Annotated in this window: 10 protein-coding genes and 1 pseudogene; 7 read left to right on the top strand and 4 right to left on the bottom strand. The window is 61.9% G+C overall.

Features of this window, described 5'->3' with window-relative positions:
* Nucleotides 1-195: 195 nt before the first annotated feature.
* From ABH945_RS26590 to prpR, 3 genes and pseudogenes are all read right to left on the bottom strand, one after another.
* A complete protein-coding gene (locus tag ABH945_RS26590; RefSeq protein WP_074767418.1) occupies nucleotides 196-1,554 on the bottom strand; it encodes an MFS transporter in 1,359 nt (452 codons plus the stop codon).
* A gap of 69 nt (nucleotides 1,555-1,623) precedes the next feature.
* The gene (locus ABH945_RS26585; RefSeq protein ID WP_074767420.1) at nucleotides 1,624-2,844 is read right to left on the bottom strand and encodes a porin; all 1,221 of its coding nucleotides are present in this window, start codon (nucleotides 2,842-2,844) and stop codon (nucleotides 1,624-1,626) included.
* A gap of 404 nt (nucleotides 2,845-3,248) precedes the next feature.
* Nucleotides 3,249-5,208 (bottom strand): annotated as a pseudogene (gene prpR, locus ABH945_RS26580) (propionate catabolism operon regulatory protein PrpR).
* Nucleotides 5,209-5,427: 219 nt separating this feature from the next.
* Between prpR and prpC the strand changes: the two are divergent.
* From prpC to ABH945_RS26560, 4 genes are all read left to right on the top strand, one after another.
* A complete protein-coding gene (gene prpC / locus ABH945_RS26575) occupies nucleotides 5,428-6,597 on the top strand; it encodes a bifunctional 2-methylcitrate synthase/citrate synthase (RefSeq protein WP_429252507.1) in 1,170 nt (389 codons plus the stop codon).
* Between the two features lie 284 nt (nucleotides 6,598-6,881).
* A complete protein-coding gene (gene acnD / locus ABH945_RS26570) occupies nucleotides 6,882-9,479 on the top strand; it encodes a Fe/S-dependent 2-methylisocitrate dehydratase AcnD (RefSeq protein ID WP_074767428.1) in 2,598 nt (865 codons plus the stop codon).
* A 104-nt stretch (nucleotides 9,480-9,583) separates the two neighbouring features.
* Nucleotides 9,584-10,765 (top strand): 2-methylaconitate cis-trans isomerase PrpF, encoded by a 1,182-nt coding sequence (gene prpF / locus ABH945_RS26565; RefSeq protein ID WP_429252506.1) that lies wholly within the window; start codon nucleotides 9,584-9,586, stop codon nucleotides 10,763-10,765.
* 158 nt (nucleotides 10,766-10,923) lie between these two features.
* Nucleotides 10,924-11,169: a hypothetical protein gene (locus tag ABH945_RS26560; protein ID WP_074767432.1), complete on the top strand. Its 246-nt coding sequence runs from the start codon at nucleotides 10,924-10,926 to the stop codon at nucleotides 11,167-11,169.
* Nucleotides 11,170-11,287: 118 nt separating this feature from the next.
* On the opposite strand, the gene ABH945_RS26555 is transcribed toward ABH945_RS26560, so the two are convergent.
* On the bottom strand, nucleotides 11,288-11,920 hold the full coding sequence (locus ABH945_RS26555; protein ID WP_429252505.1) for a TetR family transcriptional regulator: 633 nt from the start codon (nucleotides 11,918-11,920) through the stop codon (nucleotides 11,288-11,290).
* Between the two features lie 249 nt (nucleotides 11,921-12,169).
* Here ABH945_RS26555 and ABH945_RS26550 point away from each other — a divergent pair, with 249 nt between their 5' ends.
* The 3 genes from ABH945_RS26550 to ABH945_RS26540 are packed head-to-tail and all read left to right on the top strand — an operon-like array spanning nucleotide 12,170 to nucleotide 18,029.
* The gene (locus ABH945_RS26550) at nucleotides 12,170-13,339 is read left to right on the top strand and encodes an efflux RND transporter periplasmic adaptor subunit (protein ID WP_429252504.1); all 1,170 of its coding nucleotides are present in this window, start codon (nucleotides 12,170-12,172) and stop codon (nucleotides 13,337-13,339) included.
* Between the two features lie 12 nt (nucleotides 13,340-13,351).
* The gene (locus tag ABH945_RS26545) at nucleotides 13,352-16,498 is read left to right on the top strand and encodes an efflux RND transporter permease subunit (RefSeq protein WP_074767438.1); all 3,147 of its coding nucleotides are present in this window, start codon (nucleotides 13,352-13,354) and stop codon (nucleotides 16,496-16,498) included.
* Nucleotide 16,499: 1 nt separating this feature from the next.
* Nucleotides 16,500-18,029, top strand: a complete 1,530-nt coding sequence (locus ABH945_RS26540) for an efflux transporter outer membrane subunit (RefSeq protein WP_429252503.1) — start codon at nucleotides 16,500-16,502, stop codon at nucleotides 18,027-18,029.
* Nucleotides 18,030-18,413 lie beyond the last annotated feature (384 nt).

Below are 18,413 nucleotides of genomic sequence, written 5' to 3'. Positions count from 1 at the left end.
GTAGTTTACCGGGAAGTGGCGGTGCGCGTTCTTTTTCGGGGATTGGAGGCGCCGCGGCGTGGCGCTGCATGGGGCGTTCCGATAACGCCTGCGGCCCCGTGTCGCAAAGAAAAGGCCGCCTGGGCAGGCGGCCTGATGGCATCTGATCGACGAGCTATCGGGAAGGCATCGGCACAGCGCCGACCCCTTCCCACTTCAATGCCCGAACGACTCCGTCTTCGCGGCATTCCCCGTCGCCACATGCGGCCGTGCAGCCTGCTTGATCAGCAACGCCACGCACGCAATCAATCCCGCCACCGCGACCATCGCGAAAATCCCGCCAAACGTGAAGTGACGGCGCGTCAGTTCAGCCACCAGAAACGAACCGGCAATGCCGCCAAAACGCCCGATACCGAGCATCCACGCGACGCCGGTGCCGCGACCCTGCGTCGGATAGAACGCGGCGGCGAGTGCGGGCATCGACGATTGCGCGGTGTTCATCAACACCCCGGCGACGAACACGATAAACACCAGCGCGCCCACATTGCCGACCGCCTGGCCGATGAAGTACACGCTCACCGCAGTCAGCGCATAGCACGCAGCGATGATGCGGTTAGCGTTGAATCGATCCATCAGCACGCCGCACAGCACCGCGCCAACGCCGCCGAGCGGGAACAGCGCCGAAATCAGCGTCGCGCGCGCGGGCGTGAGACCGGCGTCCTTCAGCAGGATCGGCATCCAGTTGATCGACGCATAGAAGATCACGAGGCCCATGAAGTAGGCCACCCACAGCATCACCGAGCCGACGATGTACGAGCGCGACAGCACCACGCCCAGACCCTTGCCGCCGGTTTGCGGCGCGGTCTCGGTCATCGTGAAGACGCCGGCTTGCACGGCATCGCCGGAAATGCGCGCGAGCGCCGCGCGAATCCGCTCCACCGGCTTGTTGTTCGCCACCATGTAGCGCACCGACTCGGGCAGTTTGGTGAGCAGCAGGATCATCAGCAGAAGCGGGGCGATGCCGCCCAGCATCAGCACGCTGCGCCAGCCGAAATGCGGAATCATCCACGCGGCCAGGAAGCCGCCGAACGCCGCGCCTAGCGGAAAGCCGCAGAACATCAGGTTGATCACGGTCGCGCGACGACCGTCCGGACAGTATTCGCCCATCATCGTGACAGCGTTCGGCATCGCCGCGCCCAGGCCGACGCCGGTGATGAAGCGCAAGACGGTCAGTTCCTCGATGCTGGTCGAGAACGCCGAGCCGAAGCACGCTACGCCGAACAGCAGCACGGAGCCGAGCAGCATCGAGCGTCGGCCGAGCCGGTCGGATAGCGGCCCCGAACCGAGCGCGCCGCAAGCGAGGCCGAACAACGCGGCGCTCAGCACCGGCGCGAGCGCCGGTCGGGCGATGCCCCATTCGGAGATCAGCGAAGGCGCAATGAAGCCGATCGCGGCGGTGTCAAAACCGTCCAGCAGGACGATGATGAAGCACATGAAAAAGATCAGCCACTGGAACGGCGAAAACGGATGTTCGTTGATGAAGGTTTGAACGTTCACAGCGTTGCTGCGGTTCATATCGGGTCTCCTGATTGCGAAAAGGCCCGTCAATACGAGCCTTTTCTTTCTTATAGATCGTACGCCGTTTTAGAAGCGGTGCACGATGCCTACGCCCGCGGCAAACTGGCTGCGCGACGAGGACGGCGCGCTCTGGAAGCCGTCGCCGATCGTTGCCGTGGCGCTGATGACATGTCCTGCGCCTGCGTTGCCGAGCGTATTGCCGTTGGTGCGCTGGAATGCCTGCAACGCATAAAGGCCGGTACGCTTGGACAGTGAATAATACTCGGACAGATTGACCTGCTGGTACTGCGCGGAACTCGTGATGCCGTTGGCGCGCGTCGCACGAGTGTAGCTGTAGCCGGTTGCGAAATCCCACACGACCGACGGCTTCCAGTGCAGCACGAGCCCGCCCGTGTTGAAGATCGCCGTATCGTGGAAGCTCGAGCCGACACCCGGAATGTACTGCACGTTCGAATACGCGCCCGAGATATCCCAGCCGTTGCCGAAGTTATAACCGCCCGTGACCGCGAAGCGCTGTTGCGCCTGCGCCGTCCGGTAACCGTTCGTCACCGCCGACACGCCGACCTGCTGGCCGTTGTTGCCCGCCGTCGACGCCGTGCCCCAGTCGCCGCCGCCTGGCGTCGAATTGTTGATTCGCATGATGCCGACCGCAATCCCGACCGGACCGTTGATGTACTGCGCCGCGCCGCTCCACGTCGAGCCGCTGTTGAAGCTGCCGGGCACGCCGCCGAGCGAATACGAACCGCTGAACGTGAAGCCGTACCATTTCGGCGACGTATAGACCAGCGAGTTGCTCGCGCGGTAGATCGTATCGAGCGCGTCGAGGTCGCCCGGATGCGCGCCGTAGAAACCGGTGAGCCACGTGGTCGGGCTATATGGCGACAGCATCGTGTAGTACGCGGTGTACTGGCGGCCTGCCTGGAACGTACCGTAGCTGTTGTTCGTCACGCCGATCCACGCCTGACGGCCGAACAGCGCGTTGGTGAACTGGGCGCCGCCGGTCGCCGAATTGAAGCCCGACTCCAGCTGGAAAATGGCCTTGGTGCCGCCGCCGAGATCTTCCGAACCCTTCAGGCCGAAGCGGCTGCCCGCCCATACCCCTTGCACCATCTTCGTGTTCGACCGGCCGCCCGAAGTCGCGCCGAGCGTCGGCGCCTGGCTGCTCTGGTAGCCGATGCCGTTATCGACGATACCGTACAGCGTGACGTTGCTTTGCGCGAAAACGGGAGCGCTGGCGAATGCTGCAACTGCGAACGCGATCCGGGTCATGGTGATGGTGTGCTTCATGCTGCGTTCTCCAAATTCGATCTGCGAGAAGTCGGGCGACCGGGACTTCGATAAATTATTTATTTGAAAATGTTCGTATCTAGAACCGAGATTCGTAAAGCGAACGATCGAACTGTAAGCAATCTGACAATGAAGGGCCAATGCGGGAATACCCGAGCGTGTTGCGTATGCACATCGAATGAAAAAATACGTGGACGGCGGGCATGGACAGACGGCCGCACATGCCGTGTGCGTGGGGCTGGAGGGGAGGGAGATGGGCAGGAAAGGAGCCGGCTTTTTCGAGCCGGCGGGTATTCGGAAAGTTTCAATAAGCCATCGGAAAAATCACAACAAGCTTTTCCGTAGGAGTGCCATCACTTTCTCTCGCCGGGAGAGACACCCGGCGGCCGATGGCAACGCGGCCTTTATTCGCCGCGTCCCGCATTCAGCTTGCGCCACAACGTCGTTTTGCTGATACCCAGTGCCTTGCACACCGCATCGCGATCGCCTTCACGCTCCGAGCGCAGCGCGAATCTGATCGGCCTCCACGTGACGGCTGCTTTCGCGCAACGTCAGCGGAGTCTGTTTCGTGCGCGCCTGCTGTTCGATTATTTCGGGCGCGACGGTGCGTAGCATGTCGCGCGTGAAAACCGCTTCGCCTGCGGGCAACGTATCCGCATCGGCGAGTTCGACCGCAATCCGTTCGATCACGTTCTGCAACTCGCGCACATTGCCCGGCCACGTATAACGCCGCAACGGCGCGGCAAGCGTCGCGAGCACGCGTTCGGCGGCGGCTGCATCGGGCAGGCGCGCCGCGAGCCTCGGCTCGCGCGTCGCGGCTTGCAGCAGCAAGTCGACGGCGAGCGGCAGCAGGTCGGAAGGACGTTCGCGCAGCGGCGGCAACGCGATGCTGAGAATATTGAGCCGGTAATAGAGATCGGCCCGAAAACTGCCCGCCGCGATGCCTTCGGTCAACGCGCGATGCGTCGCCGCGACGACGCGAATATCCACGCGCATCGGCTCCGTCGAGCCGAGCCGCACCACCTCACGTTCCTGTAGCACGCGCAACAGTCTGCTTTGCAACGACAACGGCATTTCGCCGATTTCGTCGAGAAACAGCGTGCCGCGATGCGCGACTTCGATCAGTCCCGCCTTGCCGCCTTTGCGCGCGCCGGTGAATGCGCCTTCTTCATAGCCGAATAATTCGCTTTCCAGCAATGCTTCGGGAAACGCGCCGCAATTGATCGCGACAAACGCGAAGTCGCGCCGCGCGCTCAACTGATGCATGCTCTGCGCGACCATTTCCTTGCCGGTTCCGCTCTCGCCGAGAATCAGCACGGTAGCGTCGGACCTCGCGTAGCGTTGCACGAGAGTCCGCACTCGTTCGATCGATTCCGATGCGCCGACGATATCGCCGAGCCGGTAACGCGCGCTGAACTGCTGCACGCGTTGCCGCGAACGCAACGTGCGATCGAGCCGTTCGACAGCGCGCGATTCCTGAAACGTCAGCACGGTTCCGGCCGCTGCGCCGCTGGTGGCGAGCGGTCCGCGATGCACGACGTAGCTCGCGCCACGTACCGTGCAGAACGTGTCGCCGTCCGCGTCCGGCAGACTGCCGGCGAGATCGGGCGCGAGATCGAGCAGCGCGCGGCCCACGGCGTTCGTCGCGTCGATGCCGAGCACGCTGGCGAGGCGCTGATTCATCGCTTCGACGCGGCCTTGCGCGTCGAGTGCGACGACGCCGTCGCGCAGATGTTGCAGCAGATTGTCGAGCCGCTGCCGACGCACCGACTCGCGGTGCGTGGCCTGCGCGACTTCGAGCGCCGTGTCGAACGCGGTGCGCACCGACGCGCGCGAATAGAGAAACACCGCGCCCATGCCCGCGTTGGCTGCGAGATCGGTGACGAGTCCAGGGCCGACCACCACGTCGACCCCGCGATCGCGCAGATCGAGCACGACGCTCTCCGCGTCCTGAGCCGACTGGTACGACGCGAACGTGACATCGAGCGCATACGCGGAAGTGAAGCGCTGTACTTCGTCGGGCGCATTGCCGTGCGTGACCAGCGCGACCTTCGCGCCATCACGCCGCGCGCGGGCGAGCGCATGCATCACGTCGAAGCCGGTCGGGTTGATCCGCACGACGGGCACCGACACACGCGTTTTCAGATAGGCGCCGTTCGAGCCGCCCGCGATCACGACATCGGGACGACCCGCGCCCGCGCCTTCGATCTCGCGCACCGCGTCTTCGAAAGCGTGCGACACGATGCGCAGATCCGCGCGTTCGACGTACTCGCCCGCGATGTCGAAAAACAGATCGCGCAGACGGCTGATGCTCAACGCCCAGATGCGCGGGCGCTGGGCGGATTCGAACGGAGTTGTGCTCAAGGCGGGCGGCTCGCGAGAGGCTTGGAAGGGTTCATCATTATGCGCGCGTCCATTTCAAATTTGAAATCGAAATTCCATTTGTGAAATCGCGCGCGGGCGGTGCCGTCAGGCCGTCTTTCATGAAATCAGGCACTTAGCGCGCGTGGGCGAGGCTGGCCCATTCTTTGCATTTAAAGGTTCCAGAGCTAACGCTACCCCCACAAATCTGGAGACATGCACATGAGCGAAGCAGACAACAGCACGCCGGCCGCGGGCGCGTTCAAGCCCAAAAAATCCGTCGCCCTGTCCGGCGTGACGGCGGGCAACACCGCGCTGTGCACGGTCGGCAAGACCGGCAACGATCTGCACTATCGCGGCTACGACATTCTCGACATCGCGAGCGCGTGCGAATTCGAAGAAATCGCGTATCTGCTGGTCCACGAAAAGCTACCGACGCAGGCCGAGCTTCAGGCGTATAAAACCAGACTCAAAGGCATGCGCGGCCTGCCCGCCAACGTCAAGGCCGCGCTCGAATGGATTCCCGCCGCCGCGCATCCGATGGACGTGATGCGCACCGGCGTGTCGGTGCTCGGCACCGTGCTGCCGGAGAAGGACGACCACAATCTGCCGGGCGCGCGCGATATCGCCGACAAGCTGATGGCGTCGCTCGGTTCGATGCTGCTGTACTGGTATCACTACTCGCACAACGGCAAGCGCATCGAGGTCGAAACCGACGACGATTCGATCGGCGGCCATTTCCTGCATCTGTTGCATGGCGTCGAGCCGTCGAAGGCTTGGGTCGATGCGATGCATGTGTCGTTGAACCTGTATGCAGAGCATGAATTCAACGCGTCGACCTTCACGGGGCGCGTGATTGCAGGCACGGGGTCCGACATTTACTCGGCGATCACCGGTGCCATCGGCGCATTGCGCGGCCCGAAGCACGGCGGCGCCAACGAAGTCGCGTTCGAGATCCAGTCGCGCTATCAGACGCCCGACGAAGCGGAAGCCGATATCCGCAGGCGCGTCGAGAACAAGGAAGTGGTGATCGGCTTCGGCCATCCGGTGTACACGATCTCCGATCCGCGCAACGTGGTCATCAAGGACGTGGCGAAGAAGCTGTCGAAAGAGGCGGGCAACACGAAGCTGTTCAGCATCGCCGAGCGGCTCGAATCGGTGATGTGGGACGCGAAGAAAATGTTCCCGAATCTCGACTGGTTCAGCGCGGTGTCGTATCACATGATGGGCGTGCCGACGGCGATGTTCACACCGATTTTCGTGATCGCGCGCACGGCCGGGTGGAGCGCGCACATCATCGAGCAGCGGGTCGACAACAAGATCATCCGACCCAGCGCGAACTACACCGGACCTGAGAATTTGAAGTACGTGCCGCTTGCCAAACGCGTTTAATCGCGCGGCGTTTCTCCTCGATTGCATGTCCGGAAACGGCGATGCAACGAAGTTAGGCCTTGGCTCGTCAATACCCCGGGCCAGGGCTGTTTTTTGCGGAAACGGATGTGATCGCCAAGCCGCCGCCTGAGCAGCGAAACGCTCAACCGGCTACGCGTCAACCAGCGATAAACTACCCAGACTGTCCGACTGATCCACCAGCGCAATCCCGCTGGAAAAAAGGCTCGGCGGATTGCGAATGGCCGCCGCCATCGTCCCCGGATCAATACTGTTTTCACTACGCCATGAATACTGCAAACCGCAAACGCCTTCCCGGCACCTCGCTGGACTTCTTCGATACGCGTGCTGCGGTCGATGCAATCCAGCCCGGCGCTTACGACACATTGCCGTACACGTCGCGCGTGCTGGCCGAGAATCTCGTGCGCCGCTGCGATCCCGCCACGCTGACTGCGTCGCTCACGCAAATTATCGAACGCAAGCGCGAACTGGATTTTCCGTGGTTTCCGGCGCGCGTGGTGTGTCATGACATTCTCGGGCAGACCGCGCTGGTCGATCTCGCCGGTTTGCGCGATGCGATCGCTGCGCAAGGCGGCGACCCTGCGATGGTGAATCCGGTCGTGCCGACGCAACTCGTGGTTGACCATTCGCTCGCGGTCGAGTGCGGCGGTTTCGATCCCGATGCATTCGACAAGAACCGCGCAATCGAAGATCGCCGCAACGAAGACCGTTTCGATTTCATCAACTGGACAAAGCGCTCGTTCAGGAATGTCGACGTGATTCCGCCGGGCAACGGCATCCTGCATCAGATCAATCTCGAACGGATGAGTCCGGTCGTGCAGGTGAAAGACGGCGTGGCGTTTCCCGACACGCTGGTCGGTACCGACTCGCATACGCCGATGGTCGACGCGCTCGGCGTAATCGCGATCGGTGTCGGCGGACTTGAAGCCGAGAGCGTGATGCTCGGTCGCGCGTCGTATATGCGGCTGCCGGATATCGTCGGCGTGGAACTCACCGGCAAGCCCGGTGAAGGTATTACCGCAACCGACGTCGTGCTGTCGCTGACCGAATTCCTGCGTAAAGAAAAAGTAGTCGGCGCGTACCTCGAATTCTATGGCGAAGGCACGAGCAAACTGACGCTCGGCGACCGCGCGACGATCGCGAACATGGCGCCCGAATTCGGCGCGACGGCCGCGATGTTTTATATCGACGAACAGACCATCAAGTACCTCAAGCTCACGGGTCGCGACGATGAACTCGTGAAACTGGTCGAGACGTACGCGAAGGAAACCGGCTTGTGGGCCGATACGTTGAAGCGCGCCGAATATGAGCGCGTGCTGAGCTTCGATCTGTCGAGCGTGGTGCGTACGCTGGCTGGTCCGTCGAATCCGCATCGACGCTTGCCGGTTGCGGATCTGGCGGCGCGCGGGATTAGCGGCAAGGTCGAGAACGAGCCTGGCCTGATGCCCGATGGCGCGGTGATCATCGCGGCGATTACGAGCTGCACGAATACCAACAATCCCCGCAACATGATCGCGGCGGGTTTGATCGCGCGTAACGCGAACCGGCGCGGATTGACCCGCAAACCGTGGGCCAAAACTTCGCTCGCGCCGGGATCGAAAGCGGTGACGTTGTATCTGGAAGAAGCCGGCTTGCTGCCCGAACTGGAGAAGCTCGGCTTCGGCGTGGTCGCTTATGCGTGTACGTCGTGTAACGGAATGTCCGGCGCGCTGGACCCGGTCATCCAGAAAGAGGTGATCGAGCGCGATCTGTATGCGACTGCCGTGCTGTCCGGCAATCGCAATTTCGACGGACGTATTCATCCGTATGCGAAGCAGGCTTTTCTCGCATCGCCGCCGCTAGTGGTCGCGTATGCGATTGCAGGCACGATCCGTTTCGACATCGAGAAAGACGTACTCGGTATCGACGCCGACGGTCATGCGGTGACGTTGAAAGACATCTGGCCGACCGATGAAGAGATCGATGCAGTCGTCGCGGCGAGCGTGAAGCCCGAGCAATTCCGTAAAGTGTACGAACCGATGTTTGCCGTTTCCGTCGATACCGGTGAGAAGGCCAATCCGCTTTACGACTGGCGCGAAATGAGCACGTACATTCGACGTCCCCCGTATTGGGAAGGTGCGCTTGCAGGCGAGCGCACATTGAAGGGCATGCGTCCGCTTGCCGTGCTCGGCGACAACATCACGACCGATCACCTGTCGCCGTCGAACGCGATTCTGCCTGACAGTGCTTCAGGCGAATACCTCGCGAAAATGGGCTTGCCTGAAGAGGATTTCAATTCGTACGCGACTCACCGTGGCGATCATTTGACCGCGCAACGCGCGACTTTTGCGAACCCCACGTTGAAGAACGAGATGGTGCTCGAAGACGGCAAGGTGAAGGCCGGGTCATTGGCGCGCATCGAACCCGAAGGCACGATCACGCGGATGTGGGAAGCGATCGAAACCTACATGGAACGCAAGCAGCCACTGATCGTGATTGCCGGGGCCGATTATGGCCAGGGGTCGTCGCGCGACTGGGCGGCCAAGGGCGTGCGTCTTGCCGGTGCGGAAGCGATTGTGGCGGAAGGCTTCGAACGGATTCACCGCACGAACCTGGTCGGCATGGGCGTGTTGCCGCTGGAATTCAAGGCGGGCGTGAACCGGCTGACACTCGGCATCGACGGCACCGAAACTTTCGATGTGATCGGCGAGCGCACGCCGCGCGCGGACCTGACGCTGGTGATTCATCGAAAGAGCGGTGAGCGTGTGGACGTGCCGGTGACGTGTCGCCTCGACACCGCGGAAGAGGTGTCTATTTACGAAGCCGGCGGCGTGTTGCAACGCTTTGCGCAGGACTTTCTCGAGTCGTCGAAGGCGGCGGCCTGAATGGCTGCATGCCGTTCGGCGACCAACGTAATTACGTAACGCAAGACAGGGCGATATGCGCTTAAGCGCCTGCCGCCCGCTTATCTCATCAGGATGCGATTGTCATGGCCCATCGACCACAGATCAAAATTCCGGCCACCTACATGCGTGGCGGCACCAGCAAAGGCGTGTTCTTCCGCTTGCAGGATTTGCCCGAAGCCGCGCAGGTGCCGGGCGCCGCGCGCGACGCGCTACTGATGCGCGTGATTGGCAGCCCCGATCCGTATGGCAAGCAGATCGACGGCATGGGCGGCGCGACGTCGAGCACCAGCAAGACGGTGATCATCGCCAAAAGCAGCAGGCCCGATCACGATGTGGACTACCTGTTCGGGCAGGTATCGATCGATAAAGCTTTTGTCGACTGGAGCGGCAACTGCGGCAATCTTTCCGCTGCGGTGGGGCCGTTTGCGATTAGCGCGGGGCTGGTCGACGCGAGCCGTATTCCGCGCGACGGCGTTGCGACTGTGCGCATCTGGCAGGCCAACATCGGCAAGACGATTATCGGACACGTGCCGATGACCGACGGCGCCGTGCAGGAAACCGGCGACTTCGAACTGGACGGCGTCACGTTTCCCGCTGCCGAAGTGCAACTCGAATTCATGGACCCGGCCGCGGAAGAAGAAGGCGCGGGCGGCTCGATGTTCCCGACTGGCAATGTGGTCGACGATCTCGACGTGCCGGGCGTCGGTACGTTGAAGGCGACGATGATCAACGCGGGCATCCCCACCATTTTCGTGGAGGCGCACGCGCTCGGCTACACAGGCACCGAGTTGCAGGACGCGATCAATAGCGACGAAAAAGCGCTCGCGATGTTCGAAACGATTCGCGCACATGGTGCGTTGCGAATGGGCCTGATCAAGGATCTGAACGAAATCGCGACACGGCAGCACACGCCGAAGGTCGCGTTCGTCGCGCGGCCCGCTGACTATGTGGCGTCGAGCGGCAAGCAGGTGGCGGCAGGCGATATCGATTTGCTGGTACGAGCGATGTCGATGGGCAAACTGCATCACGCGATGATGGGTACGGCAGCGGTTGCAATCGGCACGGCCGCTGCGATTTCAGGGACGCTGGTGAATCTCGCGGCTGGCGGCGGCGAGCGGGAGGCCGTGCGATTCGGGCATCCGTCGGGGACGTTGCGCGTGGGCGCGGAGGCTCGGCAGGAAGGCGGCGAATGGACCGTCACCAAGGCGATCATGAGCCGGAGCGCGCGCGTTTTGATGGAGGGATGGGTGCGGGTGCCGGGGTGAGGATTCCCTCACATTACAAAGCGAAATCCCGCTAAATTACAAAAACCCTTCGCGCTGCCCGCGCCACTGAACGAATTTTTCCTCCGTGCTACGCTTGGCACCTTTCTCGCCGCACCAGCAGTCGAGTACTTTCAATCAAGCAGTATGCCGGAGGAAATGTGGCATTAGAGCATCGTGGTTTTCGGGTCAACGTAGACGTAGCAGCAGACGAACAGGGCGTGCAGTGGGTGTGCCGCTCGAGCATCGAGCGCATTGACGGCAACAGCGCAGAAGGCGCGCCCGCCGGTGACGAACTCACCATCCCCAAGCTGAAAATCGATCCGCTCATGGCAATTCATACGCTCGAGCATCGCGCAGTCGCCGAGATCGACGAGTTCTACGATCGCGTGCACGCCGCAGCCTGAAGCGCATCGACATGCGCCATATTGTCGCAGCCTGGCGGATCCAGAAGTAGCCAGGCTCGACGATAACCCTCTCCCGACAGTCATCAAACCGGTAACAGCGTATTAGCCTGGTTTACAGTTAATTACGCCCTGCATTGCCAATCGACACACAATCGATACAACGCAACGCAATCTCCACGATCTGCTCGATCTCCGAGTCGGTACTCGCGCACGGCATCATCAACCGCTTGCGAAAATAGCCGCTCAGCGCTGCGTGAATGAACGCTGCCGCCTGCTTCGTATCGAGATCGTCACGCAGTTGACCACGACGCACCGCGCAATTCAACGCCGCTTCGATCTGCGTCTCGGCCCGCACGCCGGCCATATGAATGCGCTCGCAGAACTGCAGCGTCTCCGGTGCGCTTTCACATTTGGTAAACGCAATGCTGTAGAGACGCCGCGCGTGCGTGACCTGCAATGCGTCGCGCAGACGCCGATGAAGATCGGCTCTTAACTGACTCAGCGGATCGTCGTCGCTATTGCACGGCGCAATCGCGAACGGGTCGAGCGGCAAATCGGAACACTCGAACATCGCGTGAAACACGGCCTCCTTGTTCTTGAAGTGGCCGTACACCGCGCCGCGCGTCACGCCGGCTTCCTTTGCTATGTCGTCCAGCGACGTGCGCGTCGCGCCGCGCAAAAAGAACGCGCGCTCTGCCGCGTCGATGATTCTGGCGCGCGTATCGAGCGCCTGCTGCCTGGTCCGTCTCATCCTTCACTTCGCCTTTCCAGCGAATCCCGGTGCGCAAAAGCACCTGGACACTGCTGCCGGTTTAAACACCGTTGCATCTTAATTGAGCGGTCCTGGCTGTTTCATTAATGAATCTTACTGACGGTTTGCAGCAGTAACCCAGCCTCGCGCGATCTCCACTATTGTCGGTCCCCTGACGCGTCCGTGCGTGCTTTTGCTTGTTCATTTCGCGTGCGCGGCGGCTCCTGTCCAACTCTTTTCAGGTCGTCCATGCTCAATCCCCTGCATCCGTTTTCCATTCGTCTTGTCGCGGCGCTGGCCGCCGTGTCGTTTGTCGCCGCCTGCGGCGAGAAGCCCGCGGCACCCGCTGCGCAGGTTCCCGAAGTAGGCATCGTTGTCGCTAAACCCACGCCGGTTCCGGTGGTCGTCGAATTGCCCGGCCGGGTCAGCGCGTTCCTCGTTGCGCAGATCATCGCGCGCGTGGACGGCATCGTGCTGAAGCGGGAATTCGTGGAAGGCAGCCAGGTGAAAGCAGGACAGCATCTCTATCAGATCGATCCGGCTCCGTACATCGCCTCGCTGGATAGCGCGAAGGCCACGCTCGCGAAGGCGCAGGCCACGCTGGTGTCCGCGCATGCGCAAACGCAGCGCTACAAGGTGCTGGTCGCGGCCAACGCGGTCAGCAAGCAGGACTACGACAACGCGGTCGCCGCCGAAGGCTCGGATGCTGCGGACGTCGCCGCCGGCAAGGCTGCGGTCGAAACCGCGCAGATCAACCTCGGCTATACGGACATCACGTCGCCGATCACCGGACAGATCGGCAAATCGGCGGTGACGGTGGGCGCTTATGTGCAGACGAGTTCGGCTACTGTGCTTTCGACCGTGCAGCAACTCGATCCCGTCTATGTCGACCTGACGCAGTCGAGTCTCGTCGGACTGAAATTGCGCCGCGATATGCAGGAAGGGCGTCTGAAAACCACCGGCCCGGATGCGGCGAAGATCAAGCTGATTCTCGAAGACGGCCGCGCGTACGACCTGCCCGGCACGCTCAAATTCTCCGACGTGACGGTCGATCAGACGACCGGCTCCGTGACGGTTCGCGCGACCTTCCCGAATCCGAAAAACATCCTGCTGCCCGGCATGTTCGTGCGCGCGGAGATTCAGGAAGGCGTCAACGAAAACGCCATCGTGGTTCCGCAGATTGGCGTGACGCACGATCAGAAGGGCAATCCGACCGCGCTCGTGGTCGACGCGAATAACAAGGTCGAATTGCGTCAACTGGTCACGTCGGGCACCGACGGTTCGAACTGGATCGTCGAGAGCGGCGTGAAGGAAGGCGATCGCGTGATCGTGCAGGGCACCGCGAAGGTGACGCCGGGCATGACCGTGAAGACTGTCGACGCGCAGATGCCGGCCACGCCCGCATCCGCCGCGCAATAAGCGGAGCGTCTGATGGCAAAATTTTTTATTGATCGACCGATCTTTGCATGGGTGATCGCGATCATCCTGATGCTCGCGGGTGTCGCGTCGATTTTCAATCTGCCGGTCGCGCAGTATCCGACCATCGCGCCGCCTTCGGTGCAGATCAGCGCCACCTATCCGGGCGCATCGGCGAAAACGGTGGAAAACACCGTCACGCAGGTGATCGAGCAGCAGATGAGCGGTCTCGACCACTTGCTGTATCTGTCGTCCACCTCGGACGACTCGGGTACCGCCACCATCACGCTGACGTTCGCGGCGGGCACGAATCCCGACATCGCGCAGGTGCAGGTGCAGAACAAGCTGCAACTCGCCACGCCGTTGCTGCCTGAAGCCGTGCAGCAGCAGGGCACCAAGGTCACGAAGTCGAGCAGCAGCTTCCTGATGGTGATGGCGTTCGTTTCGACGGACGGCAGCATGGACCGCTACGACCTCGCGAACTACGTCGCGTCGCACATCGAAGATCCGGTGAGCCGGGTTGACGGCGTGGGTACGGTGCAGCTGTTCGGCACGCAGTTCGCCATGCGCGTGTGGCTCGATGCAGACAAGCTCAACAAGTACAGCCTCACGCCGGTGGATGTCGAAACGGCGTTGACCAACCAGAACGTGCAGATCGCGGGCGGCTCGCTCGGCGGCACGCCGTCGGTGCCGGGCCAGGTGTTGCAGGCCACGATCACGCAGGCGACGTTGTTGCAGACGCCCGAGCAGTTCGGCAACGTCTTGCTGAAGGTGAATCAGGACGGCTCGCAGGTGCGGATTCGCGACGTCGGTCACGTTGACCTCGGCGGTGAAAACTACAACTTCGACACCAAGTTCAACGGTCAGCCGACCGCAGGCTTCGGTATTCAGCTCGCTACCGGCGCGAACGCGTTGCAAACCGCAGCCGCGGTCCGCGCGAAGCTTGCCGAGCTGTCGAAGAATTTCCCGCACGGTCTGAAGGTGAATTACCCGTACGACACCACGCCGTTCGTCAAGCAGTCGATTGAAGAAGTCGTGAAGACGCTGCTCGAAGGCATCGTGCTGGTGTTCCTGGTGATGTACCTGTTCCTGCAGAACCTGCGCGCTACGTTGATCCCGACGATCGCCGTGCCGGTGGTGCTGCTGGGCACGTTCGCGATCATGAACGTGGCGGGCTTCTCGATCAACACGCTGTCGATGTTCGGGCTCGTGCTGGCCATCGGTCTGCTGGTGGACGACGCGATCGTGGTGGTGGAAAACGTCGAGCGGGTGATGGCGGAAGAAGGCTTATCGCCTCGCGAAGCCACGCGTAAAGCGATGGGCCAGATTACCGGCGCGCTGGTTGGCGTGGCGCTGGTGCTGTCGGCGGTGTTCGTGCCGGTGGCATTCTCGGGCGGCTCGGTCGGCGCCATTTACCGCCAGTTCTCGCTGACGATCGTCGCGGCGATGGTGTTGTCCGTGCTGTGCGCACTGGTGTTGACGCCGGCGTTGTGCGCGACGATTCTCAAGCCGATCCCGCAAGGCCATCACGAAGAAAAGAAGGGCTTTTTCGGCTGGTTCAACCGTACGTTCGATTCGAGCCGCGACAAGTATCACGGCGGCGTGCAACACGTGATCAAACGTTCGGGCCGCTGGCTGATCATTTATCTCGCGGTGATCGCAGCGGTCGGCGTGCTGTTTGTGAAGCTGCCGAAGTCGTTCCTGCCTGACGAAGACCAGGGCCTGATGTTCGTGATCGTGCAGACACCGCCGGGATCGACGCAGGAAACCACGGCAAAGACGCTGAAGAACATCTCCGACTACATGCTCAGCAAGGAGAAAGATGTTGTCGATTCCGTGTTCACGGTAAACGGCTTCAGCTTCGCAGGGCGTGGTCAGAACTCGGGTCTCGTGTTCGTGCGCCTGAAGGATTACTCGCAACGTCAGCGCGCGGATCAGAAGGTGCAGGCGCTGGTCGGCAGAACGTTCGCGCATTACGGGTCGTATAAGGACGCGACGGTGATCGCGGTGAATCCGCCGTCGATTCCCGAGTTGGGCACGGCTTCGGGCTTCGACTTCGAACTCACCGATAACGCGGGTCTCGGCCACGAAGCGCTGATGAACGCGCGTAACCAGTTGCTCGGCATGGCGGCCAAAGATCCGTCGCTCGCGCTGGTGCGTCCTAACGGTCTGAGCGACACGCCGCAGTTCAAGGTGAACATCGACCGCGAAAAAGCGGAAGCACTCGGTGTGTCCGTCGCCGATATCGACCAGACGTTCTCGATTGCGTGGGCTTCCGCATACGTGAACAACTTCCTCGATACGGACGGCCGGATCAAGAAGGTCTACATGCAGGGCGACGCGAAATTCCGCATGAACCCGGAAGACGTCAGCAAGTGGTACGTGCGCGGTAGCTCCGGTTCGATGGTGCCGTTCTCGGCGGTCGCGTCGGGTGAATGGACTTACGGTTCGCCGAAGCTCGAACGCTACAACGGTATTTCGGCAGTGGAAATTCAGGGCGCGGCAGGCGGCGGCAAGAGTACCGGCCAGGCGATGGACGAGATGCAGAAGCTCGCCGCGAAGTTGCCCGCAGGTATCGGCTACGACTGGACCGGGTTGTCGTTCCAGGAGCGTCAGTCGGGCTCGCAGGCGCCGATTCTGTACGGCATCTCGATCCTCGTCGTGTTCCTGTGTCTGGCTGCGCTGTATGAAAGCTGGTCGATCCCGTTCGCGGTGATCATGGTGGTGCCGCTCGGCGTGATCGGCGCACTGCTCGCGGTCACGTTGCGCGGTCTGGAGAACGACGTGTTCTTCCAGGTCGGCTTGCTGACCACCGTCGGGTTGTCCGCGAAAAACGCGATTCTGATCGTCGAATTCGCCCGCGAATTGCAGATGGAGCAGGGGATGTCGCCGGTTGCAGCGGCCATCGAAGCAGCGCGTCTGCGACTGCGCCCGATTCTGATGACATCGCTCGCGTTCATTCTCGGCGTGTTCCCGCTTGCGATCAGCAACGGCGCGGGCTCCGCGAGCCAGCACGCAATCGGCACCGGCGTGATCGGCGGGATGCTGACGGCGACCTTCTTCGCGATTTTCATGATCCCGATGTTCTACGTCGTGATCCGTTCCAAATTCTCCAGTGACGACGCGCCGAAGCTCGACGACGCGAAGCACGAAGGACATTGACATGCAGAAACACGCACTGATCGTGCTCGCAGTCGCGGCATTGGCGGGCGGCTGCACGCTGGCTCCGACGTATCACCGGCCGGACGCGCCGGTGTCCAGCAGCTTCCCGAAAGGCGGCGTGTACGACACGCAGCCGGACGCGTCGTCGTCGGCGCAGGGCGCTAACGGGCGCAGCGCGCAGGGGCGCGCGGCCGCCGATATCGGCTGGAGCGATTTCTTCAACGACCCGCGTCTGAAGAGCATCATCCAGCTCGCGCTGCATAACAACCGCGATTTGCGCGTCTCGGTGCTTCAGGTGGCCGAAGCGCGCGACCAGTACCGCGTCGAACGCGCGAACCTGCTGCCGACATTATCTGCGTCCGGCACCGGCACGCGCACCCGCACGCCGGCAAACCTGTCGTACGTGGGTTACGCGACGACCTCCAGCGAGTACGTGGCCGAAGGCAGCGCGTCGTGGGAACTGGATCTGTTCGGCAAGGTACGCAGCCTGTCCGAGCAGGCGATGCAGACGTATCTGTCGACCGCGCAGGCGCGCAAGGCCGCCGAAATCGCGCTGGTGTCGAGCGTCGCCGATCAGTATCTGACGATGGTCGCCTACGACGACATGTTGAAGGTGACGAAATCGACGCTCGACGTCGCGACGAATTCGTACAAGCTGACCAAGCTTGAATTCGACAACGGCACGGGCTCGGAACTCGATCTGCGTGAAGCGGCCGGCACGATGCAGCAGGCGCAAGCCAACTACGAAAGCCAGCAGCGCTCGCGCGCGCAGGCCGAAAATGCGCTGGTGCTGCTGGTCGGCGAACCGCTGCCGGCCGATCTGCCCGCCGGCTTGCCGCTGTCCGACCAGAACCTGCTCGCCGATATTCCGGCGGGGCTGACGTCGGATCTGCTCGCACGCCGCCCCGACATTATGGAAGCGGAAGCGACGCTGAAGGGCTATAACGCGAACATCGGCGCGGCGCGCGCGGCGTTTTTCCCGAGCATCTCGCTGACTGGTAGCGCAGGTGCCGCGAGCCTGAGTCTGGGCACGCTGTTCAAGCCCGGCCAGGCTGCGTGGAATTTCGGCCCGACGATCACGGTGCCGATTTTCAGCGGCGGCGCGAACAAGGCGAACCTCGATCTCGCGCACCTCGAAAAGAACGTGGCGATCGCGCAGTATGAAAAAGCGATCCAGACGGCGTTCCGTGAAGTGGCCGACGGTCTCGCGGCACGCGGTACGTACGACCGGCAGATCGCGGATTTGCAGGCTTATGCGCAGTCGCAGCAGCGCCGCTATGACTTGTCGGATCTGCGGTACCGCAACGGCGTCGACAATTATCTGACGGTGCTGACCGCGCAAACCGATCTGTATTCCGCGCAACAGTCGTTGATTACCGCTTCGTTGTCGCGGTTGACCAACCTCGTCGATCTGTATCAATACCTCGGCGGCGGCTGGATCGAACATTCCGGCGACAAGGAACGTGCGCCGGATGCGCCGCTTTATAGCGCGCCTGCGGTTGCGCAGACGGCAGGAACCACGACGCAGTAAAGCGCGATGTGATGCAATGAAGTCGCGAAACCGCCCGCCTGCGATTCCCGCAGGCGGGCGTTTTTTTTGGGGTCATTCACGGCACGCAGATGAAACAGGACGCTCGATAACATCCCGTGCGCAGACGACCAGAAGCACCATGGTTGTGCGCGATCTGAAATTGGTTATCCTGATCATTCGCGCGATCATTCGCAATTGCCGTGTAGTGATTTGGCGCATCGAATTTTTCTTTACGCGCTCCACGGCGAGCGTGCGAAATCGCCCATCAAACAGGCACAAAAACCTGTGCCCTGCGAATCTCCCGACCTATTCTGTAGATAAATTGTCCGGCAGCGGACAGGCGTGGCGCGCACGATAGCCGGTGGCGCCCAGTTATCCGGCGCG

The sequence above is a fragment of the Paraburkholderia sp. GAS333 genome (assembly GCF_050435665.1).
GTDB classification, from domain to species: Bacteria; Pseudomonadota; Gammaproteobacteria; order Burkholderiales; family Burkholderiaceae; genus Paraburkholderia; species Paraburkholderia fungorum_A.
This window is presented reverse-complemented; position numbering and strand designations above follow the sequence as displayed.